We start from the raw sequence: 21,808 nt of genomic DNA, 5'->3' as shown, positions 1-21,808 counted from the left end.
TAATGCCTCCCTGTTAATGAGATGAAGGGGTGAAGCGAGAAAACAGCCAGCGAGCGATCAGCGGCAATAACCCTAACAGTGTAAAGGCGATCAGCACTCCCGGCGACAGAATATCGCGCAGAGAGGTCAGTTGCCCCAACTCGCGCCCGGCATTGAGGAAAACCACAGTCGCGGGCAGCATCGCCAGCTGGCTAACCCACCAGTAACGCGCCACGCCGAGAGAGGTCAGCCCGCAGAGCAGATTAACCAGAAAAAACGGGAACACCGGCATCAGGCGCAGGGCAAAAAGGTAAAACGCGCCATCGCGTTTCACCCCTTCATTCACCGTCTGCATCGGTTTCGCAAAGCGGCGCTGCACCCAGTCGCGCAGCACATAGCGGCTGGCGAGCATCGCCAGTGTCGCCCCCAGCGTCGAGGCAAAAGAGACCAGCACCATCCCCTCCCAGAAGCTGAATAACGCGCCGCCAAGCAGTGTTAACAGCGCCGCACCAGGAATCGAAAAGGTGGAAATCAGCACATACAGGGCGAAATAGAGCGCGGCACTTTGCACCGGGGCGCGGTCGACGTTATCCAGCAGCATCAGCCGATGGGCGCGGATCGCATCCAGGGAGAGAAATCCCGGCGGCAGTTGCGTGATGAGCAAAGCAAATGCGCCCAAAAGGGCGCACAGGAAGAGGATTTTTGACGCGTTCACCGGCACTTACAGCTTGAATTTCGCCCAGACCGGCGCGTGATCGGACGGCTTTTCCATGCTGCGAATATCGTAGTCGATCCCGGTTTCGATGCAGCGCTCGGCCAGAGGCTGGCTTGCCAGCAGCAGGTCGATGCGCAGGCCGCGGTTATCGTCGAAGCCTTTTGAGCGGTAATCAAACCATGAGAAGCGATCCTGTGTCTCCGGGTTGGCGGTGCGGAAGGTGTCTACCAGGCCCCAACTCATCAGGCGATCCATCCACTCGCGCTCTTCCGGCAGGAAGGAGCATTTACCGGTGCGCAGCCAGCGTTTGCGGCTGTCTTCGCCAATGCCAATATCCAGGTCCGTCGGGCTGATATTCACGTCGCCCATGATCAATACCGGATTTTCTTTGTTCAGCTCGGTGTTCAGGTAATCCTGCAGATCCTGATAGAACTTCGCTTTTGCCGGGAATTTGGTTGGGTGGTCGCGGCTTTCGCCCTGCGGGAAGTAGCCATTGATAACGGTGATATTACCCAGCGGGGACGGGATCTCGGCCATGATAATGCGGCGCTGTGCTTCACCGTCATCGCCAGGGAAGCCGCGGCGGACCGAGACAGGCGTCTCTTTGGTTAACAGCGCCACGCCGTAATGGCCTTTCTGACCGTGATAAAAGACGTTGTAACCCAGCTTCGCAACGTCTTCCAGCGGGAACATATCATCGTGAACTTTTGTCTCCTGCAGGCCGATCACGTCAGGTTGATGTTGTTCAACAATGGCTTCCAGTTGGTGAGGGCGGGCGCGCAGGCCGTTGATATTAAAAGAGACAAATTTCATAGTCGCTGCCAGTGCAAGGTGAATAGTGCATGGATGGTAGCAGAATTTGCGCCGCCTGTTACCGGGTTAGACCAATAACTGCAACAGATCCTGCCGACGGTGCAATTTTTGCACCATTTCGACGCGCCTTGCCCCCAAAAGGGGCGTAAACGGTCAATAAATTTCGCGAGCGATCACAATTCCAGAATTATATTTTGCTTGTGAATAATATTTCTCGTTTTCGTCCCGCGAACCGCCGCTTATCGTAAAAATATTCACTTAATATGCATTAACAGTGAATAACTCCATATTCTAACTCATTGATATTCTGTCCAGGCAACCCGTTTATGCATTTTTATCGCTGGCTGGCACGAACTCTGCAATCTACATTCACAGTGCAAACACTCAAATATTTAACATTTAAACAACTTATTATTTACCGGATGAGGTCGCTATGTCTCTGTCAATTACGCGTGAAAATTTTGATGAATGGATGATGCCGGTTTACGCTCCGGCGGCTTTTATTCCGGTACGCGGGGAAGGCTCACGCCTGTGGGATCAGCAGGGTAAAGAGTACATTGATTTTGCGGGCGGTATTGCCGTGAACGCGCTGGGGCACGCACACCCGGCGCTGCGTCAGACCCTCAACGATCAGGCGGCGAAGTTCTGGCATACCGGTAACGGCTACACAAACGAGCCTGCGCTGCGCCTGGCGAAAAAGCTGATCGACGCGACCTTTGCCGAGAAAATTTTCTTCTGTAACTCCGGTGCTGAGGCCAACGAAGCGGCCCTGAAGCTGGCACGCAAATATGCCCACGACCATTTCGGCGCACAGAAAAGCGGGATTGTGGCGTTCAAAAATGCCTTCCACGGTCGCACGCTGTTTACCGTCAGCGCCGGTGGGCAACCCGCCTACTCCCAGGATTTTGCCCCGTTACCGCCGGACATTCGTCACGCGGTGTTTAACGATCTGCAGTCTGCCAAAGCGCTGATTAATGACGACACCTGTGCGGTGATCGTCGAGCCGATGCAGGGCGAGGGCGGTGTGGTTCCGGCAGATAAAGCATTCCTGCAGGGGCTTCGCGAGCTGTGCGACCAGCACAACGCGCTGCTGATTTTTGATGAAGTGCAGACGGGCGTTGGCCGTACGGGCGAGCTTTACGCCTACATGCACTACGGCGTCACGCCGGATGTGCTGTCGACGGCGAAAGCGCTGGGCGGTGGCTTCCCGATTGGCGCGCTGCTCACCACCGATAAATGTGCCAGCGTGATGGTCGTCGGCACCCACGGCACCACTTACGGCGGTAACCCGCTGGCATCCGCAGTGGCGGGCCAGGTGCTGGATATCATCAATACGCCAGCGGTGTTAAACGGCGTGAAACAGCGTCACGACTGGTTTGTTGAGCGCCTGAATGCGATCAACAGCAAGGTCGGCATGTTCAAAGACATTCGTGGGCTGGGGCTGTTAATTGGCTGCGAACTGACCGCTGAATTTGCCGGAAAAGCTAAACTTATTTCACAGGAAGCAGCAAAAGCGGGCGTGATGGTGCTGATCGCAGGCGCGAACGTGGTGCGTTTTGCCCCGGCGCTGATTGTCAGTGAAGAAGAGATCACCACCGGCCTGGACCGCTTTGCGCTGGCCTGTGAACAGGTGAAATCCGGGGTGTCATCATGATGGTCATCCGTCCCGTTGAGCGCGGCGATCTCGCCGGGCTTATGCAGCTTGCCGGTAAGACGGGAGGCGGGCTGACCTCGCTTCCTGCCGACGAAAAAACGCTGTCGGCGCGCATCGAGCGCGCCATCCATACCTGGCAAGGGACGGTGCCGAAAAGCGAACAGGGATACGTCTTTGTTCTGGAAGAGACGGATACAGGAACCGTGGCCGGGATCTGCGCCATTGAAGTGGCGGTCGGCCTGAATGAACCCTGGTACAACTACCGGGTGGGGACGCTGGTTCACGCGTCGAAAGAGTTGAACATTTATAACGCGCTGCCGACGCTTTCACTGAGCAACGATCACACCGGCAGCAGCGAACTCTGTACCCTGTTTCTCGACCCGGCCTGGCGCAAAGAGGGCAATGGTTATCTGCTCTCTAAATCACGCTTTATGTTTATGGCTGCCTTCCGCGACCGCTTTAATGAAAAAGTGGTGGCGGAGATGCGCGGCGTGATCGACGAAACCGGCTACTCCCCGTTCTGGGAAAGCCTCGGCGAGCGCTTCTTCTCGATGGAGTTCAGCCGCGCGGACTATCTGTGCGGCACCGGGCAGAAAGCGTTTATCGCCGAGCTGATGCCGAAACATCCGATCTACACCCATTTCCTCACCCCCGAAGCGCAGGCCGTGATTGGCGAAGTCCATCCGCAGACGGCACCCGCGCGCGCGGTGCTGGAGAAAGAGGGTTTCCGCTATCGGAACTATGTCGATATTTTTGACGGTGGCCCGACGCTGGAGTGCGATATCGATCGCGTTCGCGCCATCCGTAAAAGCCGTCTGGTGACGGTCGCCGAAGGGCAGCCTGCGCCAGGTGAATTACCAGCCTGCCTGGTGGCGAATGAACAGTACGACCATTTTCGCGCCATGCTGGTGCACGCGAATCCAAAATGTGAACGACTGGTGCTGACCGCAGCCCAGCTGGATGCCCTGAAATGTAGCGCAGGCGACACAGTGCGCCTGGTGCGACTCTGCCCCGAGGAGAAAACAGCATGAGTTTATGGATTAATGGCGACTGGGTGACGGGTGAAGGCGAACGCCGCGTGAAAACCAACCCGGTGGGTAAAGAGGCGCTGTGGACGGGTGCAGATGCCAGCGCCGCGCAGGTGGAACAGGCCTGCAAAGCCGCACGCGCTGCGTTCCCAGCGTGGGCCAAACAGCCGTTTAGCCTGCGTCAGGCGGTCGTTGAGAAATTCGCGTCACTGCTGGAGACCAATAAAGTCGAACTGACCAGCATTATCGCCCGTGAAACCGGCAAACCGCGCTGGGAAGCGGCGACGGAAATCACGGCGATGATCAACAAAATCGCGATCTCGGTGAAGGCGTATCACACTCGTACTGGTGAGCAGCATACGGAGATGGCCGACGGTGCGGCCACTCTGCGCCATCGCCCGCACGGCGTGCTGGCAGTCTTCGGCCCCTATAATTTCCCCGGCCATCTGCCGAATGGCCACATTGTGCCTGCGCTGCTGGCGGGAAACGCCGTGATCTTCAAACCGAGTGAGCTGACGCCCTGGAGTGGCGAAGCGGTGGTGAAACTGTGGGAACAGGCGGGTCTGCCGCCGGGCGTGCTGAACCTGGTGCAGGGCGGGCGTGAAACCGGTCAGGCGCTGAGCGCGCTGAGTGATATCGACGGGCTGCTGTTTACCGGCAGCGCGGGGACCGGCTATCAGCTGCATCGCCAACTGGCGGGCCAGCCGGAAAAAATTCTGGCACTGGAAATGGGCGGCAATAATCCGCTGATCGTTGAAGATCCTGATGATATCGATGCCGCCGTGCATCTGGCTATCCAGTCGGCGTTTGTCACCGCCGGGCAGCGCTGTACCTGCGCGCGCCGTCTGCTGGTTAAACGCGGCGCGCAGGGCGATGCGTTTCTGGCGCGCTTAGTGGAAGTGAGCGCGCGGATAAAACCTGATGCGTGGGACGCCGAGCCGCAGCCGTTTATCGGCGGCCTGATCTCCGAACAGGCGGCGCAGAACGTGGTCAACGCCTGGCGCGATCACGTGGCGCGCGGCGGGAAAAGCCTGCTCGAGCCAAAGCTTATCCAGCCAGGCACGTCGCTACTGACGCCGGGGATTGTGGAAATGAGCGCGGCGAGCGATGTGCCGGATGAAGAGACCTTTGGGCCGCTGCTGTGCGTCTGGCGCTATGACGATTTCGACAGCGCGATTTCGCTTGCGAACAATACGCGCTATGGCCTGTCGAGCGGCCTGATTTCACCGGATCGCGAGAAATTCGACACGCTGCTGATTGAAGCGCGCGCCGGAATTGTGAACTGGAATAAACCCCTGACCGGTGCGGCGAGCACTGCGCCGTTTGGCGGCGTGGGCGCCTCCGGCAACCATCGCGCCAGCGCCTGGTATGCGGCAGATTACTGCGCGTGGCCGATGGCGAGCCTCGAAACTCCCGCGCTGACTCTGCCAGAAACCCTCAATCCGGGGCTTGATTTTAGCAAAGGGGATGGCCATGAAAGCGCGTGAGGTCAACTTTGATGGGCTGGTGGGGCTGACCCACCACTATGCCGGGCTGTCATTTGGTAACGAAGCCTCGACGAAACACCGCTTCCAGGTGTCGAACCCAAAGCTTGCGGCGAAGCAGGGGCTGCAAAAGATGAAAGCCCTGGCCGATGCCGGTTTCCCGCAGGCGGTGATCCCGCCGCAGGAGCGCCCGAACGTCGAGGTCCTGCGCCAGCTTGGGTTTAGCGGCAGCGATGAACAGGTGGTGGAAAAAGCCGGTACTCAGGTGCCGCATCTGCTGTCGGCGGCCAGCTCAGCGTCGTCGATGTGGGTCGCTAACGCGGCCACCGTCGCGCCCTCGGCGGATACCCTGGACGGCAAAGTGCATCTCACCGTCGCCAACCTCAATAACAAATTCCATCGCGCGACGGAGGCGGTGACCACTGAGCGCGTGCTGCGCGCCATTTTCAGCGATGCGGAACGTTTTAGCGTCCACGAGGCACTGCCGCAGGTCGCCATGTTTGGCGATGAAGGGGCGGCCAACCATAACCGTCTGGGCGGGGATTATGGCGATCCGGCAACGCAGCTGTTTATCTATGGCCGCGACGAAAGCAGTCACCATGCCCCCGTGCGCTACCCGGCGCGGCAGACGCTGGCGGCAAGCCAGGCGGTGGCGCGTCTCAATCAGGTGAATCCGGGACAGGTGGTGTATGCCCAGCAGAATCCTCAGGTGATCGATCAGGGTGTGTTCCACAATGACGTGATCGCCGTCTCGAACCGTCAGGTGCTGTTCTGTCATGAACAGGCGTTTGCTCAGCAGGATAAATTGCTGGCAAATCTTGCGGAGCGCGTTCCGGGCTTTACGCCGATTCAGGTTCCGACGCACGCTGTGAGCGTGCAGGATGCGGTGGAAACCTATCTCTTTAACAGCCAGCTGTTGAGCCGTGACGATGGCAGCATGATGCTGGTGCTGCCCCAAGAGTCGCACAACCATCAGGGTGTATGGCGCTATCTGAGCGAGCTGGTGAAGGCCGATAATCCCATCAGCGAGCTGAAGGTTTTCGATCTGCGTGAAAGTATGGCTAACGGCGGAGGACCAGCCTGTTTACGTCTGCGCGTCGTCCTGACACAGGCAGAAATGCAGGCAGTAAACCCCGCAGTAATAATGAATGACACACTGTTTAACACGCTGAACAACTGGGTGGACCGCTATTACCGCGACCAGCTGACGCAGGCGGATCTGGTCGATCCGCAGCTGTTGCGCGAAGGGCGCGAGGCGCTGGACGCCCTGACCACGATCCTGCAGCTCGGTTCGGTTTATCCGTTCCAGCGCTAAGGAGAGAGCATGGAGAATTTACTGGCGCTGACGCTGGCCGATGAAACGCCCGCTGAAAAAGAGGGTGACGGGGCGTCGTTTCACTGGAAATGGCATGGGCGCGGGCTGCTGGAACTGACCCCGTTTGACGAGAGCGGCCGCGCGCTGGTGCTCTCGGCAGGTGTTCACGGCAATGAAACCGCGCCGGTGGAGATTGTCGATCTGCTGATCCGCGCGCTGTATCACGGGGATATTTCCCTGCGCTGCCGTGTGCTGGTGGTGCTCGGGAACCCTGCGGCGCTGGCGCACAACAAACGCTATCTGGAGAGTGATATTAACCGGATGTTTGGCGGTCGCGCGGCGCAGTTTGCACCCTGTGAGGAGACGGCACGCGTGCCGGTGCTGGAAAACGCCGTCAGCGAGTTCTACGCGGCAGCCGGGCCGGACCGTTGGCATCTGGATCTACACACCGCCATTCGGGCGTCGTATCACGTTCGCTTTGGCGTGTTGCCCCAGCGCGAGCAGCCCTGGGATGAACGGTTCCTGGACTGGCTGGGCGATGCAGGACTCGAAGCGCTGGTGTTCCATCAGTCGCCGGGCGGAACCTTTACCCATTTCACCTGTGAGCATTTCGGCGCGCTGGCCTGCACGCTGGAGCTGGGCAAAGCGCTGCCGTTTGGCCATAACGATCTGACGCGATTTGCCCCAACGCATCTGGCGCTGCGGGCGCTGCTCGCGGGCGTTGAGCCTGAGCCGCATGCCGAAGTAGTTGAGCGCTATCGGGTGGTGCAGCAAATCACCCGTCGCAGCGACGCGTTCCGGCTGCACATGGCGGCGCATACCCTAAACTTCACGCCGTTCCGCCAGGGGATTTTACTGGCAGAAGATGGCGATGAGCGCTACGAGGTGCAGAAAACGACGGAGTACGTGCTGTTTCCCAATCCGGCTGTGGCCTTTGGTTTGCGGGCGGGACTGATGCTGGAAAAAATAGGCTGAGGCATAATTTCCCGCGTCTGACAGAGAGGCGGGAAATTATCTATTATGGCGATCGCGTAAAGTTTACAGATTATTCCTGGATACCTGCTTTATTATTAATCTCCAGTTCGCTATACTCTCTCACAATCTCTTTAAAATCAGCTAATTGAATATTTTTGTTTCAACTCTCCACGCTTTATCCTTAATTCCTCCACATTTGGTTATAAATTGTTTTTTACACTTTCATTGTTTTACCGTTGCTCTGACTAATTGACGATAAACCCCGTAAAGTTAATCTCGTCAACACGGCATAGCGCCGAAGAATAACTGAAAGTAAGGAAAACAATTATGCGTAAATTAACTGCACTGTTTGTTGCTTCTACCCTGGCTCTGGGCGCTACCAGCATGGCGTTCGCTGCGGATACCGCGACCACGACCGCAGCACCTGCTGAAGGCAAGATGATGCATCACAAAGGCAAGCCGGGTATGCATCACGACATGATGTTTAAAGACCTGAACCTGACGGATGCACAGAAACAACAGGTGCGTGACATCATGAAAAGCCAGCGCGACCAGATGAAACGTCCACCGCTGGAAGAACGCCGCGCAATGCATGACATCATTGCCAGCGACAGTTTCGATAAAGCGAAAGCCGAAGCGCAGATCGACAAAATGGCCGAGCAGCACAAAGCCGGTATGCTGGCCCGCATGAAAACTCAGAATAAGATCTACAACATTCTGACCCCGGAACAGAAAAAGCAATTTAATGCCAATTTTGAGAAGCGTCTGACAGAACGTCCGGCGCCAGAAGGTAAAATGGCTCCGCCTGCTGAATAACAGCACAACATATTAAGACCGCCGGAAACCTGTTCACAAAAGCGCATTCGCTGTGGACAGGTCCGGCGGTTTTTTCTTTCACACCCTCTTGTCTCGCGCTGCCATCACGGTATGCTCCTGTAGTCGGTTCAGAGAATGCTTAACAGAGTCAGGGCGTTAGAGTTTTTTTCACCATGAGCCTAAGGCCCCTTTGCATTGCTGCCGATAATACGTCTGTGATTACCTAACGATAACAATCAAGACAGCGACGCTTTTGATATTGTCGCTCTGGCGCGATTGCGCCTTTCAGGAGTGGTGATGGAGTTTTTTGATATCCGCAAAATGCCGGTGAATCTCTGGCGTAATGGCGCGGGTGAAACCCGTGAGATTTGTTGCTTTCCCAGTGCGACCCGTGATTTTCACTGGCGCGCCAGTATTGCTTCTATCGCCAGCAACGGCGAATTCTCTCTCTTTCCCGGCGTCGATCGGGTGATTACTCTGATTGAGGGCGGCGAAGTGACCCTCGATGCGGGCCAGACCTTTTGCCATACCCTGAAGCGTCACCAGCCATTCAGTTTTGCGGGCGACCATCCGGTGAAGGCGAAGCTCACGGAAGGGCAGATGTCGATGGATTTCAATATCATGACGAAGCGCGATCGCTGCAAGGCCAACGTGCGGGTGGCGGATCGCACCTTTACCACCTTCGCCTCGCGCGGCGGGGTGGTGTTCGTTCTGAGCGGTGCCTGGCAGTTGGGTGACAAATTCCTTACCGCCGATCAGGGCGCCAGCTGGCAGGATGGCATACACACCCTGCGCTTACTGGAATCAGAAGGAACGCTGCTGTTCAGTGAGATTACGTGGCTGCCGGGTCACTCAGTTCAATGATTTCATACTGCCCGGAGAGCAGCGGCTTACAGAGAATTTTGTAGCCGTCCTGATCAAACCCGGCAGGCGTGCGCAGCAGGGCCGCGGCGTCGTTTAACGTGTCGACGGCCCCCAGCCACAGCCAGTTGTGAATAATGTGGTAGTGGGTGATGGCGTTGCTGGTCTCTTTCAGCGCAATGGCGCCTTGCCACGGCCAGCAGGTCACGCTGATCGCCGCCAGCCCGGCCTTTAACCTCATCTGATGATCTTCCACACTCTCTTTGCCGCAGCACGCCCCGGCGCAGCGCTTCAGCGCGGAACGAAAACAGGCGCGCCCGCGCGTAAGCGACTCCAGACCTAATAACCCGTAGCAAAGTTTCTCTGCATCAGCGAGAGATTGCAGCGCCTGCAACGCCGCGCGGCGGTTGGCAAACAGGCCGTATAAATTCGGCGCGTGGGAGAAATCAATCTCACGGGCGTAAACCACCTGCGGTTTGCCGTCGGTGATTTGCAGCGAGCACAGCTGGCGGTTGCGGCGCAGACGTTTATTGAACAGCGGCTGCTGTTCTTTGATCAACCGGGCTTCGAGCAGCAGCGCGCCCAGCTCCCCGGCGGTTTGCGTCCAGGTGATGCGCCGCGACTGGCGCAGCATCGCGGCCTCGTCGGGCGTGCGTAAATGCGATAACACCCGGCTGCGGATATTGACGCTTTTACCGATATAGAGCGGCATCGCTTCGCTTTCGCCATGAAAGAAATAGACGCCAGGCTGTTTCGGCAGTGCCTCCAGCCAGGGGCGAAGATGTTCGGGATATTCGTAGATAGCCCCCGCTTCAAATTCAAGACGCGGGGCAGATTGACGCCTGCTCACAAAAGACTCCTGATACTGTTCAGGCATACAGTGTAGCAAAGAGTGAGTGGTTAAAAAAGAGGCGGCTTCGTCTGGCGGGCAGTGTACGTAGGGCTTACGGTCATCGCAGGGATAAAAATAGGCCGGGTAAGCGTAGCGCCACCCGGCAATGCGCTATGGGAATCAGCGTTTCCAGAAGTCGTCGAAGATGGTAATCGGCGTGCGTCGCTTGTGCTCGGTTTTCAGATACCAGCCTTCAATAGTGCGGGCGATACTCTCATCGAGCGTTTTGCCTTCCAGATAATCGTCGATATTGTCGTACGTCACTCCCAGCGCCGCTTCATCCGGCAGGGAAGGGCGATCGTCTTCCAGATCGGCGGTCGGCGCTTTCTTATAGAGGTGCTCCGGGCAGCCCAGCGCGGCAAGAAGTTGCTTACCCTGGCGTTTATTGAGGCGGAAAATCGGGTTGATATCGGTACCGCCATCGCCGTATTTTGTGAAGAAACCGGTGACCGCTTCCGCCGCATGATCGGTGCCGACCACAACGCCTTTGGTCATTCCGGCGATGCTGTACTGGGCTTTCATGCGCTCGCGGGCTTTTTCGTTGCCGCGAATGAAATCGCTCAGCTCAATGCCGGCCTCGCGCAGCGCCTTTTCACTGGCTAATACCGCGCCTTTGATGTTCACGGTGAGCACGCGATCGGGCTGGATAAAGGAGATTGCATCCTGGCAATCCTGCTCGTCGGCCTGGACGCCATAAGGCAGGCGCACGGCGATAAACTGCAGCGCGTCGTCACCCGTTTCCTGACGTAATTCTGAGATCGCCTGCTGGCACAGTTTACCGGTCAGGGTAGAGTCCTGACCGCCGCTGATGCCAAGTACCAGTGACTTCAGGAACGGATACGTTTTCAGATAGGATTTCAAAAAATCGACGCTGCGGCGGATTTCTTGATGAGCATCTATCGCAGGCGTTACGCCAAGCGCATGAATAATCTCTTGTTGCAGAGCCATTACGCCCTCCATTAGCAAAAACGAAGCAGAATGAGTATCCGTTAAAACTAACCCTTTGGGCGTAAAACGACAAGGATCACAGTTTCGAGTGCGGCAAATTGCGACGATTTAGCAGGTTATCGTTGTTTTATTAGAATTTTCCGAAAAACATCCCGCTTCGCAGACAAAGTTGAAGAATCGAATTTTTTATCCCATGCTTAGATAACACGCTGATAAACAAGAGGACGGAAAATGAACAAGAATGTAGCGGGAATTTTAAGTGCAGCGGCGGTATTGACTATGCTGGCGGGCTGTACAGCTTACGATCGCACAACCGATCAGTTCACACAGCCGGTAGTTAAAGATGTGAAGAAAGGGATGAGCCGTGCGCAGGTAGCGCAGGTGGCTGGCAAACCTTCTTCCGAAGTCACTATGATCCACGCACGTGGGACCTGCCAGACTTATATTCTGGGTCAACGTGATGGTAAAGCAGAGACCTACTTTGTGGCTCTGGACGATACAGGACACGTGATCAACTCAGGTTATCAGACCTGTGCTGAGTACGACACCGACCCACAGGCACCTAAGGCGCAATAACCTGCTTGCTTGAGCAATGTAACAAACCGGCCAATGTGCCGGTTTTTTTATGCCTGCAATAATCTTATTTCTTTGCGCGAATTATTTGCCTAAACTGTGAGGGCAGTCAAAACGACAGGTCAAGGAGAGACAATTGTGACTCGTGCTGAATTATCCGCTCCCTATGCCTTGCCGTATACTCCATTCAATGACAAACAAAAGTAACACTCATCAGCGGGCTGAAGGGCGATGGTGAGGGTCATACAAGAGGGAAGTTGCTATGGAAAAGAAACATATCTACCTGTTCTGCTCTGCGGGCATGTCAACGTCGCTACTGGTTTCCAAGATGCGTGCGCAGGCCGAAAAGTATGAAGTTCCTGTCGTTATCGAAGCGTTTCCCGAAACGCTGGCAGGCGAAAAAGGTCAGGCCGCGGACGTGATTTTACTGGGTCCACAGATTGCGTATATGTTGCCAGAAATCCAGCGTTTATTACCGAACAAACCTGTAGAAGTGATCGATTCTGTGCTGTACGGCAAAATTGATGGTTTAGGTGTACTTAAAGCTGCAGTCGCCTCAATTAAAAAAGCTGCCGCTAATTAAAATTTAAATTTTTCCCGTCAAAGAGTTATTTCACACACTTACGCCGCAATATTTGTTGCGGCATTTAAGGGTAATTTCTATGAGTCAAGTTATTAGCTCTCTTGAAAAGGTACTCCTTCCTTTTGCTGTTAAAATAGGAAAGCAGCCCCACATTAATGCGATTAAAAATGGCTTTATTAAATTAATGCCGTTGACCCTGGCCGGTGCCATGTTCGTATTAATTAATAACGTCTTTTTAAGTTTTGGCGAAGGCTCGTTTTTCTATTCTATGGGCATTCGGTTAGACGCTTCCACCATTGAAACCCTGAATGGCTTTAAAGCCATCGGCGGCAACGTGTACAACGGTACGTTGGGCATTATGTCGCTGATGGCGCCTTTTTTCATTGGTTCTGCGTTAGCGGAAGAGCGTAAAGTCGACCCAATGGCAGCCGGTCTGTTGGCTGTGGCGGCCTTTATGACTGTGACACCTTACAGCGTTGGTGAAGCCTATGCCGTCGGTGCAAACTGGCTGGGCGGTCAGAATATTATTTCCGGGATGGTGATTGGCCTGATCGTGGCGGAAATGTTCACCTTTGTGATTCGTCGCAACTGGGTCATTACCCTGCCAGATAGCGTGCCGTCTTCCGTGTCGCGCTCTTTCTCGGCGTTAATCCCAGGCTTCCTGATCCTGTCCATTTTCGGTGTGCTCTCCTGGCTGCTGGCCAACCACGGCAGCAACTTCCACCAGATCATTATGGATTCTATCTCCACGCCGCTGGCATCAATGGGCAGCGTAGTGGGCTGGGCTTACGTTATCTTTAACTCCCTGCTGTGGTTCTTCGGCGTGCACGGCTCACTGGCGCTCACCGCGCTGGATAACGGCATCATGACCCCATGGGCGCTGGAAAACATCGCACTGTATAACCAGTACGGTTCCGTAGAAGCGGCGATTGCCGCCGGTAAAGAGTTCCACTTCTGGGCGAAACCGATGCTGGATTCCTACATCCTGCTGGGTGGTTCAGGGGCGACGCTCGGTCTGATTATCGCTATCTTCATCGGCTCACGCCGCGCGGATCATCGTCAGGTAGCGAAACTGGCACTGCCATCAGGTATCTTCCAGATTAACGAACCGATTCTGTTTGGTTTGCCAATCATCATGAACCCGGTCATGTTTATCCCGTTCGTGCTGATTCAGCCGATTCTGGCCGCCATTACGCTGGCTGCTTACTCGATGGGTATTATCCCGCCGGTAACGAACCTGGCACCATGGACGATGCCAACCGGTCTTGGTGCCTTCTTCAACAGTAACGGCAGTATCGCCGCACTCTGCGTGGCACTGTTCAACCTGGGTGTATCGACGCTGGTTTACCTGCCATTCGTGGCAGTGTCGAACAAGGCTCAGGCGGTCATTGATGAGCAGGAAAGCGAAGAAGACATCGCTAACGCACTGAAATTCTAAGAGGTCCGGCGCGGGGAAACCCGCGCCTGTAAAAGGAGAGAAATGATGTTTGATTTGGATACTATCGTGGCAGACGAGGCCGTTGAGAACGATCTTGAAGAAGTAGTGATGGGGCTTATCATTAACTCCGGACAGGCACGCAGCCTGGCGTACGGCGCACTCAAACAAGCCAAGCAGGGCGATTTCGCCGCAGCGAAACGCATGATGGATCAGTCGCGCACGGCGCTGAACGAAGCACACCTGGTACAAACTAAGCTGATTGAAGGCGACCAGGGAGAAGGTAAAATGAAGGTGAGTCTGGTGCTGGTTCACGCCCAGGATCATTTGATGACCTCAATGCTGGCTCGCGAGCTGGTTGCTGAGCTCATTGAGCTTCACGAGAAGATGCAATAAGTCAGGCCGCCGGAGGTAAACACGATGGAAATTAAAACCGCACTTGAGCAGCAACTGTTTAACGGCAAGAATTTTCACGTGGTTATCTACAACAAAACGGAAAGCGTAAGCGGTCTGCATCAGCATGACTACTACGAGTTCACGATTGTTCTGACCGGGCGCTACTACCAGGAGATCAACGGCAAGCGCGTGCTGCTGGAGCGCGGCGACTTTGTCTTTCTGCCGATGGGGTCGTATCACCAGAGCTTTTATGAATTCGGGGCGACGCGCATTCTGAACGTCGGTGTGAGCAGACGTTTCTTCGAGAAACACTACTTACCCCTGGTGCCATTCTGCTTCGTGGCATCGCAGGTGTATCGCATTAAAAACGAGTTTATGACCTGGATCGAAACGGTTATCGCCTCGCTGAACTTCCGTGACAGCGAATTCGATGAGTTTATTGAAACGGTCACGTTTTATGTGATGAACCGCCTGCGCCACCATCGCGATGAGCAGCAGGTGATCGATGATATCCCGCAGTGGCTGCGGACTACCGTAGAGTTAATGCACGACAAACATCAGTTTGGCGATAATGCGCTGGAGAACATGATTGCCCTGTCGGGTAAATCGCAGGAATATCTCACCCGCGCCACTCAGCGTTATTACCAAAAAACACCGGTGCAAATCATTAACGGTATTCGTATTAATTTCGCCAAAAAGCAGCTGGAAATAACTAACTATTCGGTCACTGATATTGCTTATGAATCGGGTTACAGTAGCCCGAGCCTGTTTATTAAAACCTTTAAGAAATTCACTTCATTCACGCCTAACAGCTACCGTAAAAATTTAACGGTAATGAATAATTAATTGACTCACGGCGAAGTAACTCGCCAGGAATATTGACTTAAACGCTTGCCCAAAATAGCGGGAATGCCACGCTATACTTTGCAGGCGGTTAACCTGATACGCTAAGGGAGATATTATGCAAAAGAAATTGAAAGTCGTAACCATCGGCGGCGGCAGCAGTTATACCCCGGAATTGCTCGAAGGTTTTCTGAAACGTTATCATGAACTGCCGGTCAGCGAATTATGGCTGGTGGATGTGGAAGAAGGGCAGGAAAAACTCGATATTATTTTCGAGCTGTGCCAGCGCATGGTGCAGAAAGCCGGTGTCCCGTTAACCGTACACAAAACGTTAGATCGTCGTCAGGCACTGAAAGATGCCGACTTCGTGACCACCCAGCTGCGCGTTGGCCAGCTGAAAGCCCGTGAACTGGATGAGCGTATTCCGCTGAGCCACGGCTATCTGGGGCAGGAAACCAACGGTGCGGGCGGTCTGTTTAAAGGCCTGCGCACCATTCCGGTAATTTTTGACATCATTAAAGACGTGGAAGAGATCTGCCCGCAGGCGTGGGTGATCAACTTTACCAATCCGGCCGGGATGGTCACGGAAGCGGTCTATCGCCACACCGGATTCAAACGTTTCATCGGCGTGTGCAACATTCCGATTGGCATGAAAATGTTTATCCGCGATGTGCTGAAATTGACCGACAGCGACGATCTCTCTATCGATCTTTTCGGCCTGAACCACATGGTCTTTATCAAAGATGTGATCGTCAACGGAGAGTCACGCTTTGCCGAACTGCTTGACGGCGTGGCCTCGGGCCGACTGACCGCCGGCTCGGTGAAAAACATCTTCGATCTGCCGTTCAGCGAAGGGCTGATTCGCTCCCTGAATTTGCTGCCGTGCTCGTATCTGCTCTACTACTTCAAGCAGAAAGAGATGCTGGCCATCGAAATGGGCGAGTATTATAAAGGCGGGGCTCGCGCGCAGGTCGTGCAGAAAGTCGAAAAACAGCTCTTTGATTTGTATAAAGATCCTAATCTTAACGTCAAACCGAAAGAACTTGAGCAGCGCGGCGGGGCGTATTACTCCGATGCGGCCTGTGAAGTCATTAACGCCATCTACAATGACAAACAGGCTGAGCATTATGTGAATGTGCCGCACCACGGGCATATCGACAACATCCCGGCAGACTGGGCGGTTGAAATGACCTGTATTCTTGGTCGGGACGGGGCGAAACCGCACTCTCGCATCACCCATTTCGACGACAAAGTGATGGGCCTGATTCACACCATCAAAGGTTTTGAAATCGCAGCCAGCCATGCGGCGCTGAGCGGGGAATTTAACGACGTGTTGCTGGCCCTGAACCTGAGTCCGCTGGTCCACTCCGACCGCGACGCAGAATCCCTGGCCCGCGAAATGATTCTCGCCCATGAAAAATGGCTGCCAAACTTTGCGGCCACGGCTGAGAAGCTTAAACAACGCTGAGAGGAACAGAGATGGAAAATCTGTTGATCGTGAATGCCGATGATTTTGGACTCTCCAAAGGGCAAAACTACGGCATCATCGAAGCCTGTCGCCACGGGATGGTCACATCGACCACCGCGCTGGTCAACGGCGAGGCGATTGAACATGCCGCAGCGTTAAGCCGCGATCTGCCGAAGCTGGGCGTAGGGATGCATTTCGTGCTGACGCTCGGGATGCCGCTCTCACCCATGCCGGGGCTAACGCGCGACGGGGTGCTGGGGAAATGGATTTGGGAGATGGCGGAGCAGGGGGCGCTGCCGCTCGACGAAATCGCCCGCGAACTAGATTGTCAGTTCAATCGCTTCGTCGATCTCTTTGGCCGCGAACCGACGCACCTCGACAGCCATCATCATGTGCATATGATCCCGGCGATTTTCCCGCTGGTGGCCGAATTTGCGGCGCGTAAAGGTGTGGCGATGCGTGTGGACCGTCAGGTGCTGGCCCTGCACGATTTGCCGCTCGGCCGTGCGCCGACTACCGAGGGTTTCAGCAGCGAGTTCTATGGCGATGCGATCAGCGAAGCGCTGCTGTTGCAGGTACTGGATGGCTCGGCTTCGCGCGGTGAACGTTCGCTGGAGATCATGGCGCACCCGGCGTTTGTCGATAATACGGTGCGCAAAAGCGCCTATTGCTGGCCGCGTCTGGCTGAACTGGATGTGCTGACGTCGCCCTCGCTGAAGTATGCGATTGCGGAACGTGGGTATCGTTTAGGGACGTTTAGCGATTTGTAAGAATAGCCGGGTAGGCATCAGCCTACCCGGTGGTTTGTTATGCCGGAATCGCTGAAATTTTAGCGCTTCGTGACCACACCCGATGCGCCGCCATCAGATCGAACAGCTGATCCATAAACGGTGCGCCGACTTTATCTCCTTCGACAATCCCTTCTTCACCTTTTTCTGCCACTTTCAGCAGCGATTTAAACTGACGCGCATCGCCTGCCAGCGCGACAGGTTTCAGGTGTTTATAGGCCTCCAGCAGATAGTAAGCCGCATCGCCATTGGTGAGCAGGCTCTTAATATCGCCGCCCGGCACAATCACGGCATCCACGGTGAGGGACGGTGATCCGGCGAACGTCGCGGCGACGGGCAGGACAGAGCCATCGTCAGCCTTCACTTCGCCCATGCGGGAGTAGAGCAGTTTCGCGTGCACGCCTTTCGACTTCAGCGCTTTCAGGGTCGCCAGCACATCTTTGGCGATGGGTTTGTCGTTAAGCAGTACCGCCACCACGCGGCCCTTAATTGTTCCGCCCGGCACGGCATAAAGACTCAGGGAGGCATCTTTTTTCAGGCCGTTAACCTCTTTCGGCGGCGCCGTATTGCGCTGCTCATCGGTGAGGGTTAACCCTAAATTATCCGCCACGCCCTGGGCGAGCTTAATGTCGATATGCGCCAGGTGATCGACCACCCGTTCACGAATGTATTCACGCACCACTTTGCTTAACTCAAAGCTAAAGCTGCCGATGATATGTTCCTGCTCAACGGGCGTCTGACTGTTCCAGAACAGGCGAGGATGGGCGTAATACTCGGCAAACGACGGACTGCGCTCGCGGATTTTGGTCCCTTCCACCCGCTCCTGATAGGACTCGAAGCCACCGCGTTTTGGCCCTGGCGGGGTTTCGCGCGGCCAGTTGTCGTTGATCGAGTTCGGTTCATAGTTCGCCGGGTTGGTGTCGATATCCTGGCGGTGCATCCCGTCGCGCTGGAAGTTATGGTAAGGACAGGTCGGGCGGTTAATCGGAATTTCGTGGAAGTTAGGCCCACCGAGACGGCTGATTTGCGTGTCGGTATAGGAGAACAAACGCCCCTGCAGCAGAGGATCGTTGGTGAAATCCAGCCCTGGGACAATATGCCCTGGATGGAACGCCACCTGTTCGTTTTCCGCAAAGAAGTTATCCGGATTGCGGTTAAGCACCATTTTGCCCACCAGTTGCACGGGCACCAATTCTTCGGGGATCAGTTTGGTAGGGTCGAGCAGATCAAAATCAAACTTGAACTCATCTTCTTCCGGAATCAGCTGTAGCCCCAGTTCGTATTCCGGGAAATCGCCCGCTTCGATGGCTTCCCACAGTTCACGACGATGGAAATCGGGATCGCGCCCGGTCAGCTTTTGCGCTTCGTCCCACACCAGAGAGGCTTTACCCGCCACCGGCTTCCAGTGGAAACGCACGAACGTTGCTTTGCCTTCGGCGTTAATCAGACGGAAGGTGTGAATACCGAAGCCTTCCATGGTGCGGTAGCTGCGCGGAATACCGCGATCGGACATCGCCCAGATCACGTTGTGCAGCGTTTCCGGCTGGAGCGAAACATAGTCCCAGAAGGTGTCGTGGGCACTTTGCCCTTGCGGGACAGCCCAGTGCGGCTCAGGTTTGACCGCGTGGACGAAGTCCGGGAACTTATGGGCGTCCTGAATGAAGAACACCGGGGTATTGTTGCCGACAAGGTCAAAAATACCTTCTTCCGTATAGAATTTGGTGGCGAAACCACGGATATCGCGCACGGTGTCGGCTGAACCGGCGCCGCCCTGTACCGTGGAGAATCGCACGAAGACCGGGGTCACTTTATCCGGGTCGGAGAGGAAATCCGCTTTGGTAATATCGCTCAGATTTTTGTAGGGCTGGAAATAGCCATGGGCGGCAGAACCGCGGGCGTGAACGATACGTTCCGGGATTCGCTCGTGGTCAAAGTGGGTGATTTTCTCCCGCAGGATAAAATCTTCCAGTAGGGTCGGGCCGCGGCTTCCTGCACGCAAGGAGTTCTGGTCATCGGCGATGCGCACGCCCTGATTGGTGGTGAGCGGGAAACTCTCGCCGCCTTTGCGATGCGGCTCCAGTGAATGCAGTTTTTCGTTGCCCGTATCCGGGGATTTGAGGCTACCCGGCGCGGTAGGTTGCTCTCCTGGGGCTGACGGCGAAGGCGAAGGGCGATGGGAGCCATCTTCCGGGGCCAGCGAGTCCATACCGGGTTTTGATTCTTCGTCGCCGTGGATCGGTGACTGATGATGTTTATCGGTCTTGTCTTTTTGATGCGACATTGCACTCGTCTCCTGGGTTTCATTGCTGAAATACGGTCGTTGTGGCGAAAAGCCCCATTAACTATAGAACAATGTGACAAACAACCTGCCAGACTGAGACTTTTCGGGTAACTGGCATCGCGAGAGCAGTCATACCGCATCCAAAGCGCGACGCGTCAGGGGGGAATCGGCTATGATAGGAATTTCCTGCTTCCAGAATTTGCTTTAGTGAACCAGTCGCTTATGAAACCATTTCGTCAACAAAACCGTCGTGTCATCAGCTACGTACCCCGCGTCGAACCTGCGCCGCCAGACCATGCCCTGAAAGTGGATGGTTTTCGCGACGTCTGGCAGCTGCGGGGAAAATACGTGGCCTTTGTCCTGATGGGGGAGCATTTTCGCCGTTCCCCGACGTTTACGGTTCCGGAATCGGCCCAGCGCTGGGCCATGCAAATCCGCCAGGATGGGGATATTGAGTAAACGCAGAGATAAAAAAAAACCGCCAGAGGCGGTTTTTTTATTGGGTGCGGTAAACGATTAACGGTGCGCCAGTTCGGCGTTCTCATCGCTATCGAGGACAGCTTTGTCGGTCTGCTTCAGCCACTGGCTGGTGAGCGTCCCGGCAGTCATAGAACCATTGACGTTGAGCGCGGTACGGCCCATGTCGATCAGCGGTTCGACGGAGATCAGCAGCGCGACCAGCGTCACCGGCAGGCCCATCGCAGGCAGCACGATCAGCGCGGCGAAGGTAGCCCCACCGCCGACACCGGCCACACCGGCGGAGCTTACGGTGACGATACCGACCAGCGTTGCAATCCACATTGGGTCGAGCGGGTTAATCCCGACGGTAGGAGCAACCATGACGGCCAGCATTGCCGGGTACAGACCCGCACAGCCGTTCTGACCAATGGTTGCGCCAAATGAGGCGGAGAAGCTCGCGATTGATTCTGGTACACCCAGACGACGGGTCTGCGCTTCAACGTTCAGCGGAATAGACGCGGCGCTGGAGCGGCTGGTGAAGGCAAACGTCAGCACTGGCCACACTTTACGGAAGAATTTCAGCGGGCTAACACCGTTCACACCCAGCAGAATGCCGTGGACGACAAACATGATCATCAGGCCGAGGTAAGAGGCGACCACGAAGCTGCCCAGCTTGATGATGTCCTGCAGGTTAGAACCGGCAACCACTTTGGTCATCAGAGCCAGCACACCGTACGGCGTCAGCTGCATAACCAGACGCACCAGCTTCATCACCCAGCTCTGCAGGGTGTCGATGGCGGTCAGTACGCGCTGGCCTTTTGGCGCATCGTCTTTCAGGAGTTTCAGCGCGGCCACACCCAGGAAGGCAGCAAAAATCACGACGCTAATAATGGATGTCGGGTTTGCGCCTGTCAGGTCGGCAAACGGGTTTTTCGGCACGAAGGAGAGCAGCAGCTGAGGCACGCTCAGATCGGCCACTTTACCAGCGTAGTTGGTCTGAATAGCGGCCAGGCGCGCGGTTTCCGCGGTGCCCTGTACCAGACCTTCTGCGGTCAGGCCAAACAGATTGGTGACCAGCACACCGACCAGCGCGGAAATAAGCGTGGTGAACAGCAGGGTGCCGATAGTCAGGAAGCTGATTTTACCCAGCTGAGAGGCGTTATGCAGACGGGCAACCGCGCTCAGAATAGAGGCGAAGACCAGCGGCATGACGATCATTTGCAGCAGCTGTACATAGCCGTTACCGACTACGTTAAACCACTGAATAGAATCTTTCAGAACCGGGTTATCAGAGCCGTAGATCGCCTGCAGTGCCAGACCAAATACCACACCCATTCCCAGACCGACGAGTACTTTTTTTGCCAGGCTCCACTGCTTGTGACGCGTCTGCGCCAGCAGCAATAGCAAGACAACGAACACCACAATGTTCGCGATAAGTGGAAAATTCATCCCCGTTCTCCTGATTTATAATCCGACCGGTATATTCCGATCATGTTGGCGCA

At 55.5% G+C, this 21,808-nt stretch carries 20 protein-coding genes and 1 pseudogene; 15 read left to right on the top strand and 6 right to left on the bottom strand.

Going from position 1 to position 21,808, the window contains the following annotated elements; translation table 11 throughout:
* Window positions 1-13 precede the first annotated feature (13 nt).
* The gene (locus DAI21_RS17765) at window positions 14-694 is read right to left on the bottom strand and encodes a TVP38/TMEM64 family protein (RefSeq protein ID WP_107704286.1); all 681 of its coding nucleotides are present in this window, start codon (window positions 692-694) and stop codon (window positions 14-16) included.
* Window positions 695-700: 6 nt separating this feature from the next.
* The gene (gene xthA, locus DAI21_RS17760) at window positions 701-1,507 is read right to left on the bottom strand and encodes an exodeoxyribonuclease III (RefSeq protein ID WP_102103494.1); all 807 of its coding nucleotides are present in this window, start codon (window positions 1,505-1,507) and stop codon (window positions 701-703) included.
* A gap of 433 nt (window positions 1,508-1,940) precedes the next feature.
* Here xthA and DAI21_RS17755 point away from each other — a divergent pair, with 433 nt between their 5' ends.
* The 7 genes from DAI21_RS17755 (at window position 1,941) to ves (ending at window position 9,643) form a co-directional block, all read left to right on the top strand.
* Complete coding sequence (locus DAI21_RS17755; protein ID WP_107703804.1) at window positions 1,941-3,161, top strand: aspartate aminotransferase family protein; 1,221 nt, start codon at window positions 1,941-1,943, stop codon at window positions 3,159-3,161.
* A complete protein-coding gene (astA, locus tag DAI21_RS17750) occupies window positions 3,158-4,192 on the top strand; it encodes an arginine N-succinyltransferase (protein WP_100780505.1) in 1,035 nt (344 codons plus the stop codon). The genes DAI21_RS17755 and astA overlap by 4 nt, the downstream gene beginning before the upstream one ends.
* On the top strand, window positions 4,189-5,676 hold the full coding sequence (gene astD, locus DAI21_RS17745; RefSeq protein ID WP_107703803.1) for a succinylglutamate-semialdehyde dehydrogenase: 1,488 nt from the start codon (window positions 4,189-4,191) through the stop codon (window positions 5,674-5,676). Before astA ends, astD begins: the two co-directional genes overlap by 4 nt.
* Window positions 5,663-6,988: an N-succinylarginine dihydrolase gene (gene astB, locus DAI21_RS17740; RefSeq protein WP_107703802.1), complete on the top strand. Its 1,326-nt coding sequence runs from the start codon at window positions 5,663-5,665 to the stop codon at window positions 6,986-6,988. The genes astD and astB overlap by 14 nt, the downstream gene beginning before the upstream one ends.
* Before the next feature lie 9 nt (window positions 6,989-6,997).
* On the top strand, window positions 6,998-7,963 hold the full coding sequence (astE, locus tag DAI21_RS17735; RefSeq protein ID WP_107703801.1) for a succinylglutamate desuccinylase: 966 nt from the start codon (window positions 6,998-7,000) through the stop codon (window positions 7,961-7,963).
* A gap of 327 nt (window positions 7,964-8,290) precedes the next feature.
* Window positions 8,291-8,779, top strand: coding sequence for an ATP-independent periplasmic protein-refolding chaperone Spy (gene spy / locus DAI21_RS17730; protein ID WP_107703800.1), 489 nt, complete (start codon window positions 8,291-8,293; stop codon window positions 8,777-8,779).
* A gap of 297 nt (window positions 8,780-9,076) precedes the next feature.
* Window positions 9,077-9,643, top strand: a complete 567-nt coding sequence (gene ves, locus DAI21_RS17725) for an environmental stress-induced protein Ves (RefSeq protein WP_107703799.1) — start codon at window positions 9,077-9,079, stop codon at window positions 9,641-9,643.
* Here ves and cho read toward each other — a convergent pair.
* Entirely contained in the window at window positions 9,612-10,517 is a 906-nt protein-coding gene (gene cho / locus DAI21_RS17720) for an excinuclease Cho (RefSeq protein ID WP_100780895.1), read from the bottom strand. The genes ves and cho overlap by 32 nt on opposite strands.
* Window positions 10,518-10,652: 135 nt before the next feature.
* On the bottom strand, window positions 10,653-11,480 hold the full coding sequence (gene nadE, locus DAI21_RS17715; RefSeq protein ID WP_107703798.1) for an ammonia-dependent NAD(+) synthetase: 828 nt from the start codon (window positions 11,478-11,480) through the stop codon (window positions 10,653-10,655).
* A 231-nt stretch (window positions 11,481-11,711) separates the two neighbouring features.
* On the opposite strand from nadE, the gene osmE reads away from it, so the two are divergent.
* From osmE to chbG, 7 genes and pseudogenes are all read left to right on the top strand, one after another.
* Window positions 11,712-12,056 carry an osmotically-inducible lipoprotein OsmE gene (gene osmE, locus DAI21_RS17710; RefSeq protein WP_100780498.1) on the top strand — a complete coding sequence of 115 codons (345 nt, stop codon included), beginning with the start codon at window positions 11,712-11,714 and terminating at the stop codon, window positions 12,054-12,056.
* Between the two features lie 259 nt (window positions 12,057-12,315).
* Complete coding sequence (gene chbB / locus DAI21_RS17705) at window positions 12,316-12,636, top strand: PTS N,N'-diacetylchitobiose transporter subunit IIB (RefSeq protein WP_100780497.1); 321 nt, start codon at window positions 12,316-12,318, stop codon at window positions 12,634-12,636.
* 79 nt (window positions 12,637-12,715) lie between these two features.
* A complete protein-coding gene (gene chbC, locus DAI21_RS17700; protein WP_100780496.1) occupies window positions 12,716-14,074 on the top strand; it encodes a PTS N,N'-diacetylchitobiose transporter subunit IIC in 1,359 nt (452 codons plus the stop codon).
* A 45-nt stretch (window positions 14,075-14,119) separates the two neighbouring features.
* Window positions 14,120-14,467 (top strand): PTS N,N'-diacetylchitobiose transporter subunit IIA, encoded by a 348-nt coding sequence (gene chbA, locus DAI21_RS17695; protein WP_100780495.1) that lies wholly within the window; start codon window positions 14,120-14,122, stop codon window positions 14,465-14,467.
* 12 nt (window positions 14,468-14,479) lie between these two features.
* Window positions 14,480-15,313 (top strand): annotated as a pseudogene (chbR, locus tag DAI21_RS17690) (transcriptional regulator ChbR); the annotation flags it as partial.
* Between the two features lie 115 nt (window positions 15,314-15,428).
* Entirely contained in the window at window positions 15,429-16,778 is a 1,350-nt protein-coding gene (locus DAI21_RS17685) for a 6-phospho-beta-glucosidase (protein ID WP_107703797.1), read from the top strand.
* 11 nt (window positions 16,779-16,789) lie between these two features.
* Window positions 16,790-17,548 carry a chitin disaccharide deacetylase gene (chbG, locus tag DAI21_RS17680; protein WP_107703796.1) on the top strand — a complete coding sequence of 253 codons (759 nt, stop codon included), beginning with the start codon at window positions 16,790-16,792 and terminating at the stop codon, window positions 17,546-17,548.
* A 37-nt stretch (window positions 17,549-17,585) separates the two neighbouring features.
* On the opposite strand, the gene katE is transcribed toward chbG, so the two are convergent.
* Window positions 17,586-19,847, bottom strand: coding sequence for a catalase HPII (katE, locus tag DAI21_RS17675; RefSeq protein ID WP_107703795.1), 2,262 nt, complete (start codon window positions 19,845-19,847; stop codon window positions 17,586-17,588).
* A 222-nt stretch (window positions 19,848-20,069) separates the two neighbouring features.
* Between katE and cedA the strand changes: the two genes are divergently transcribed.
* Window positions 20,070-20,306: a cell division activator CedA gene (gene cedA / locus DAI21_RS17670; protein ID WP_123429053.1), complete on the top strand. Its 237-nt coding sequence runs from the start codon at window positions 20,070-20,072 to the stop codon at window positions 20,304-20,306.
* Window positions 20,307-20,363: 57 nt separating this feature from the next.
* Here cedA and DAI21_RS17665 read toward each other — a convergent pair whose 3' ends face one another.
* Complete coding sequence (locus DAI21_RS17665; protein WP_100780489.1) at window positions 20,364-21,755, bottom strand: L-cystine transporter; 1,392 nt, start codon at window positions 21,753-21,755, stop codon at window positions 20,364-20,366.
* Window positions 21,756-21,808: the final 53 nt, after the last annotated feature.

The sequence above is a fragment of the Lelliottia sp. WB101 genome (genome assembly GCF_003051885.1).
GTDB lineage: Bacteria > Pseudomonadota > Gammaproteobacteria > Enterobacterales > Enterobacteriaceae > Enterobacter > Enterobacter nimipressuralis.
This window is presented reverse-complemented; position numbering and strand designations above follow the sequence as displayed.

Bases quoted from the DNA above. Each gene is read 5' to 3' on its own strand.
- xthA (WP_102103494.1), bottom strand. From the start codon at position 1,507: ATGAAATTTGTCTCTTTTAATATCAACGGCCTGCGCGCCCGCCCTCAC.
- DAI21_RS17755 (WP_107703804.1), top strand. From the start codon at position 1,941: ATGTCTCTGTCAATTACGCGTGAAAATTTTGATGAATGGATGATGCCG.
- astA (WP_100780505.1), top strand. From the start codon at position 3,158: ATGATGGTCATCCGTCCCGTTGAGCGCGGCGATCTCGCCGGGCTTATG.
- astD (WP_107703803.1), top strand. From the start codon at position 4,189: ATGAGTTTATGGATTAATGGCGACTGGGTGACGGGTGAAGGCGAACGC.
- astB (WP_107703802.1), top strand. From the start codon at position 5,663: ATGAAAGCGCGTGAGGTCAACTTTGATGGGCTGGTGGGGCTGACCCAC.
- astE (WP_107703801.1), top strand. From the start codon at position 6,998: ATGGAGAATTTACTGGCGCTGACGCTGGCCGATGAAACGCCCGCTGAA.
- spy (WP_107703800.1), top strand. From the start codon at position 8,291: ATGCGTAAATTAACTGCACTGTTTGTTGCTTCTACCCTGGCTCTGGGC.
- ves (WP_107703799.1), top strand. From the start codon at position 9,077: ATGGAGTTTTTTGATATCCGCAAAATGCCGGTGAATCTCTGGCGTAAT.
- cho (WP_100780895.1), bottom strand. From the start codon at position 10,517: ATGCCTGAACAGTATCAGGAGTCTTTTGTGAGCAGGCGTCAATCTGCC.
- nadE (WP_107703798.1), bottom strand. From the start codon at position 11,480: ATGGCTCTGCAACAAGAGATTATTCATGCGCTTGGCGTAACGCCTGCG.
- osmE (WP_100780498.1), top strand. From the start codon at position 11,712: ATGAACAAGAATGTAGCGGGAATTTTAAGTGCAGCGGCGGTATTGACT.
- chbB (WP_100780497.1), top strand. From the start codon at position 12,316: ATGGAAAAGAAACATATCTACCTGTTCTGCTCTGCGGGCATGTCAACG.
- chbC (WP_100780496.1), top strand. From the start codon at position 12,716: ATGAGTCAAGTTATTAGCTCTCTTGAAAAGGTACTCCTTCCTTTTGCT.
- chbA (WP_100780495.1), top strand. From the start codon at position 14,120: ATGTTTGATTTGGATACTATCGTGGCAGACGAGGCCGTTGAGAACGAT.
- DAI21_RS17685 (WP_107703797.1), top strand. From the start codon at position 15,429: ATGCAAAAGAAATTGAAAGTCGTAACCATCGGCGGCGGCAGCAGTTAT.
- chbG (WP_107703796.1), top strand. From the start codon at position 16,790: ATGGAAAATCTGTTGATCGTGAATGCCGATGATTTTGGACTCTCCAAA.
- katE (WP_107703795.1), bottom strand. From the start codon at position 19,847: ATGTCGCATCAAAAAGACAAGACCGATAAACATCATCAGTCACCGATC.
- cedA (WP_123429053.1), top strand. From the start codon at position 20,070: ATGAAACCATTTCGTCAACAAAACCGTCGTGTCATCAGCTACGTACCC.
- DAI21_RS17665 (WP_100780489.1), bottom strand. From the start codon at position 21,755: ATGAATTTTCCACTTATCGCGAACATTGTGGTGTTCGTTGTCTTGCTA.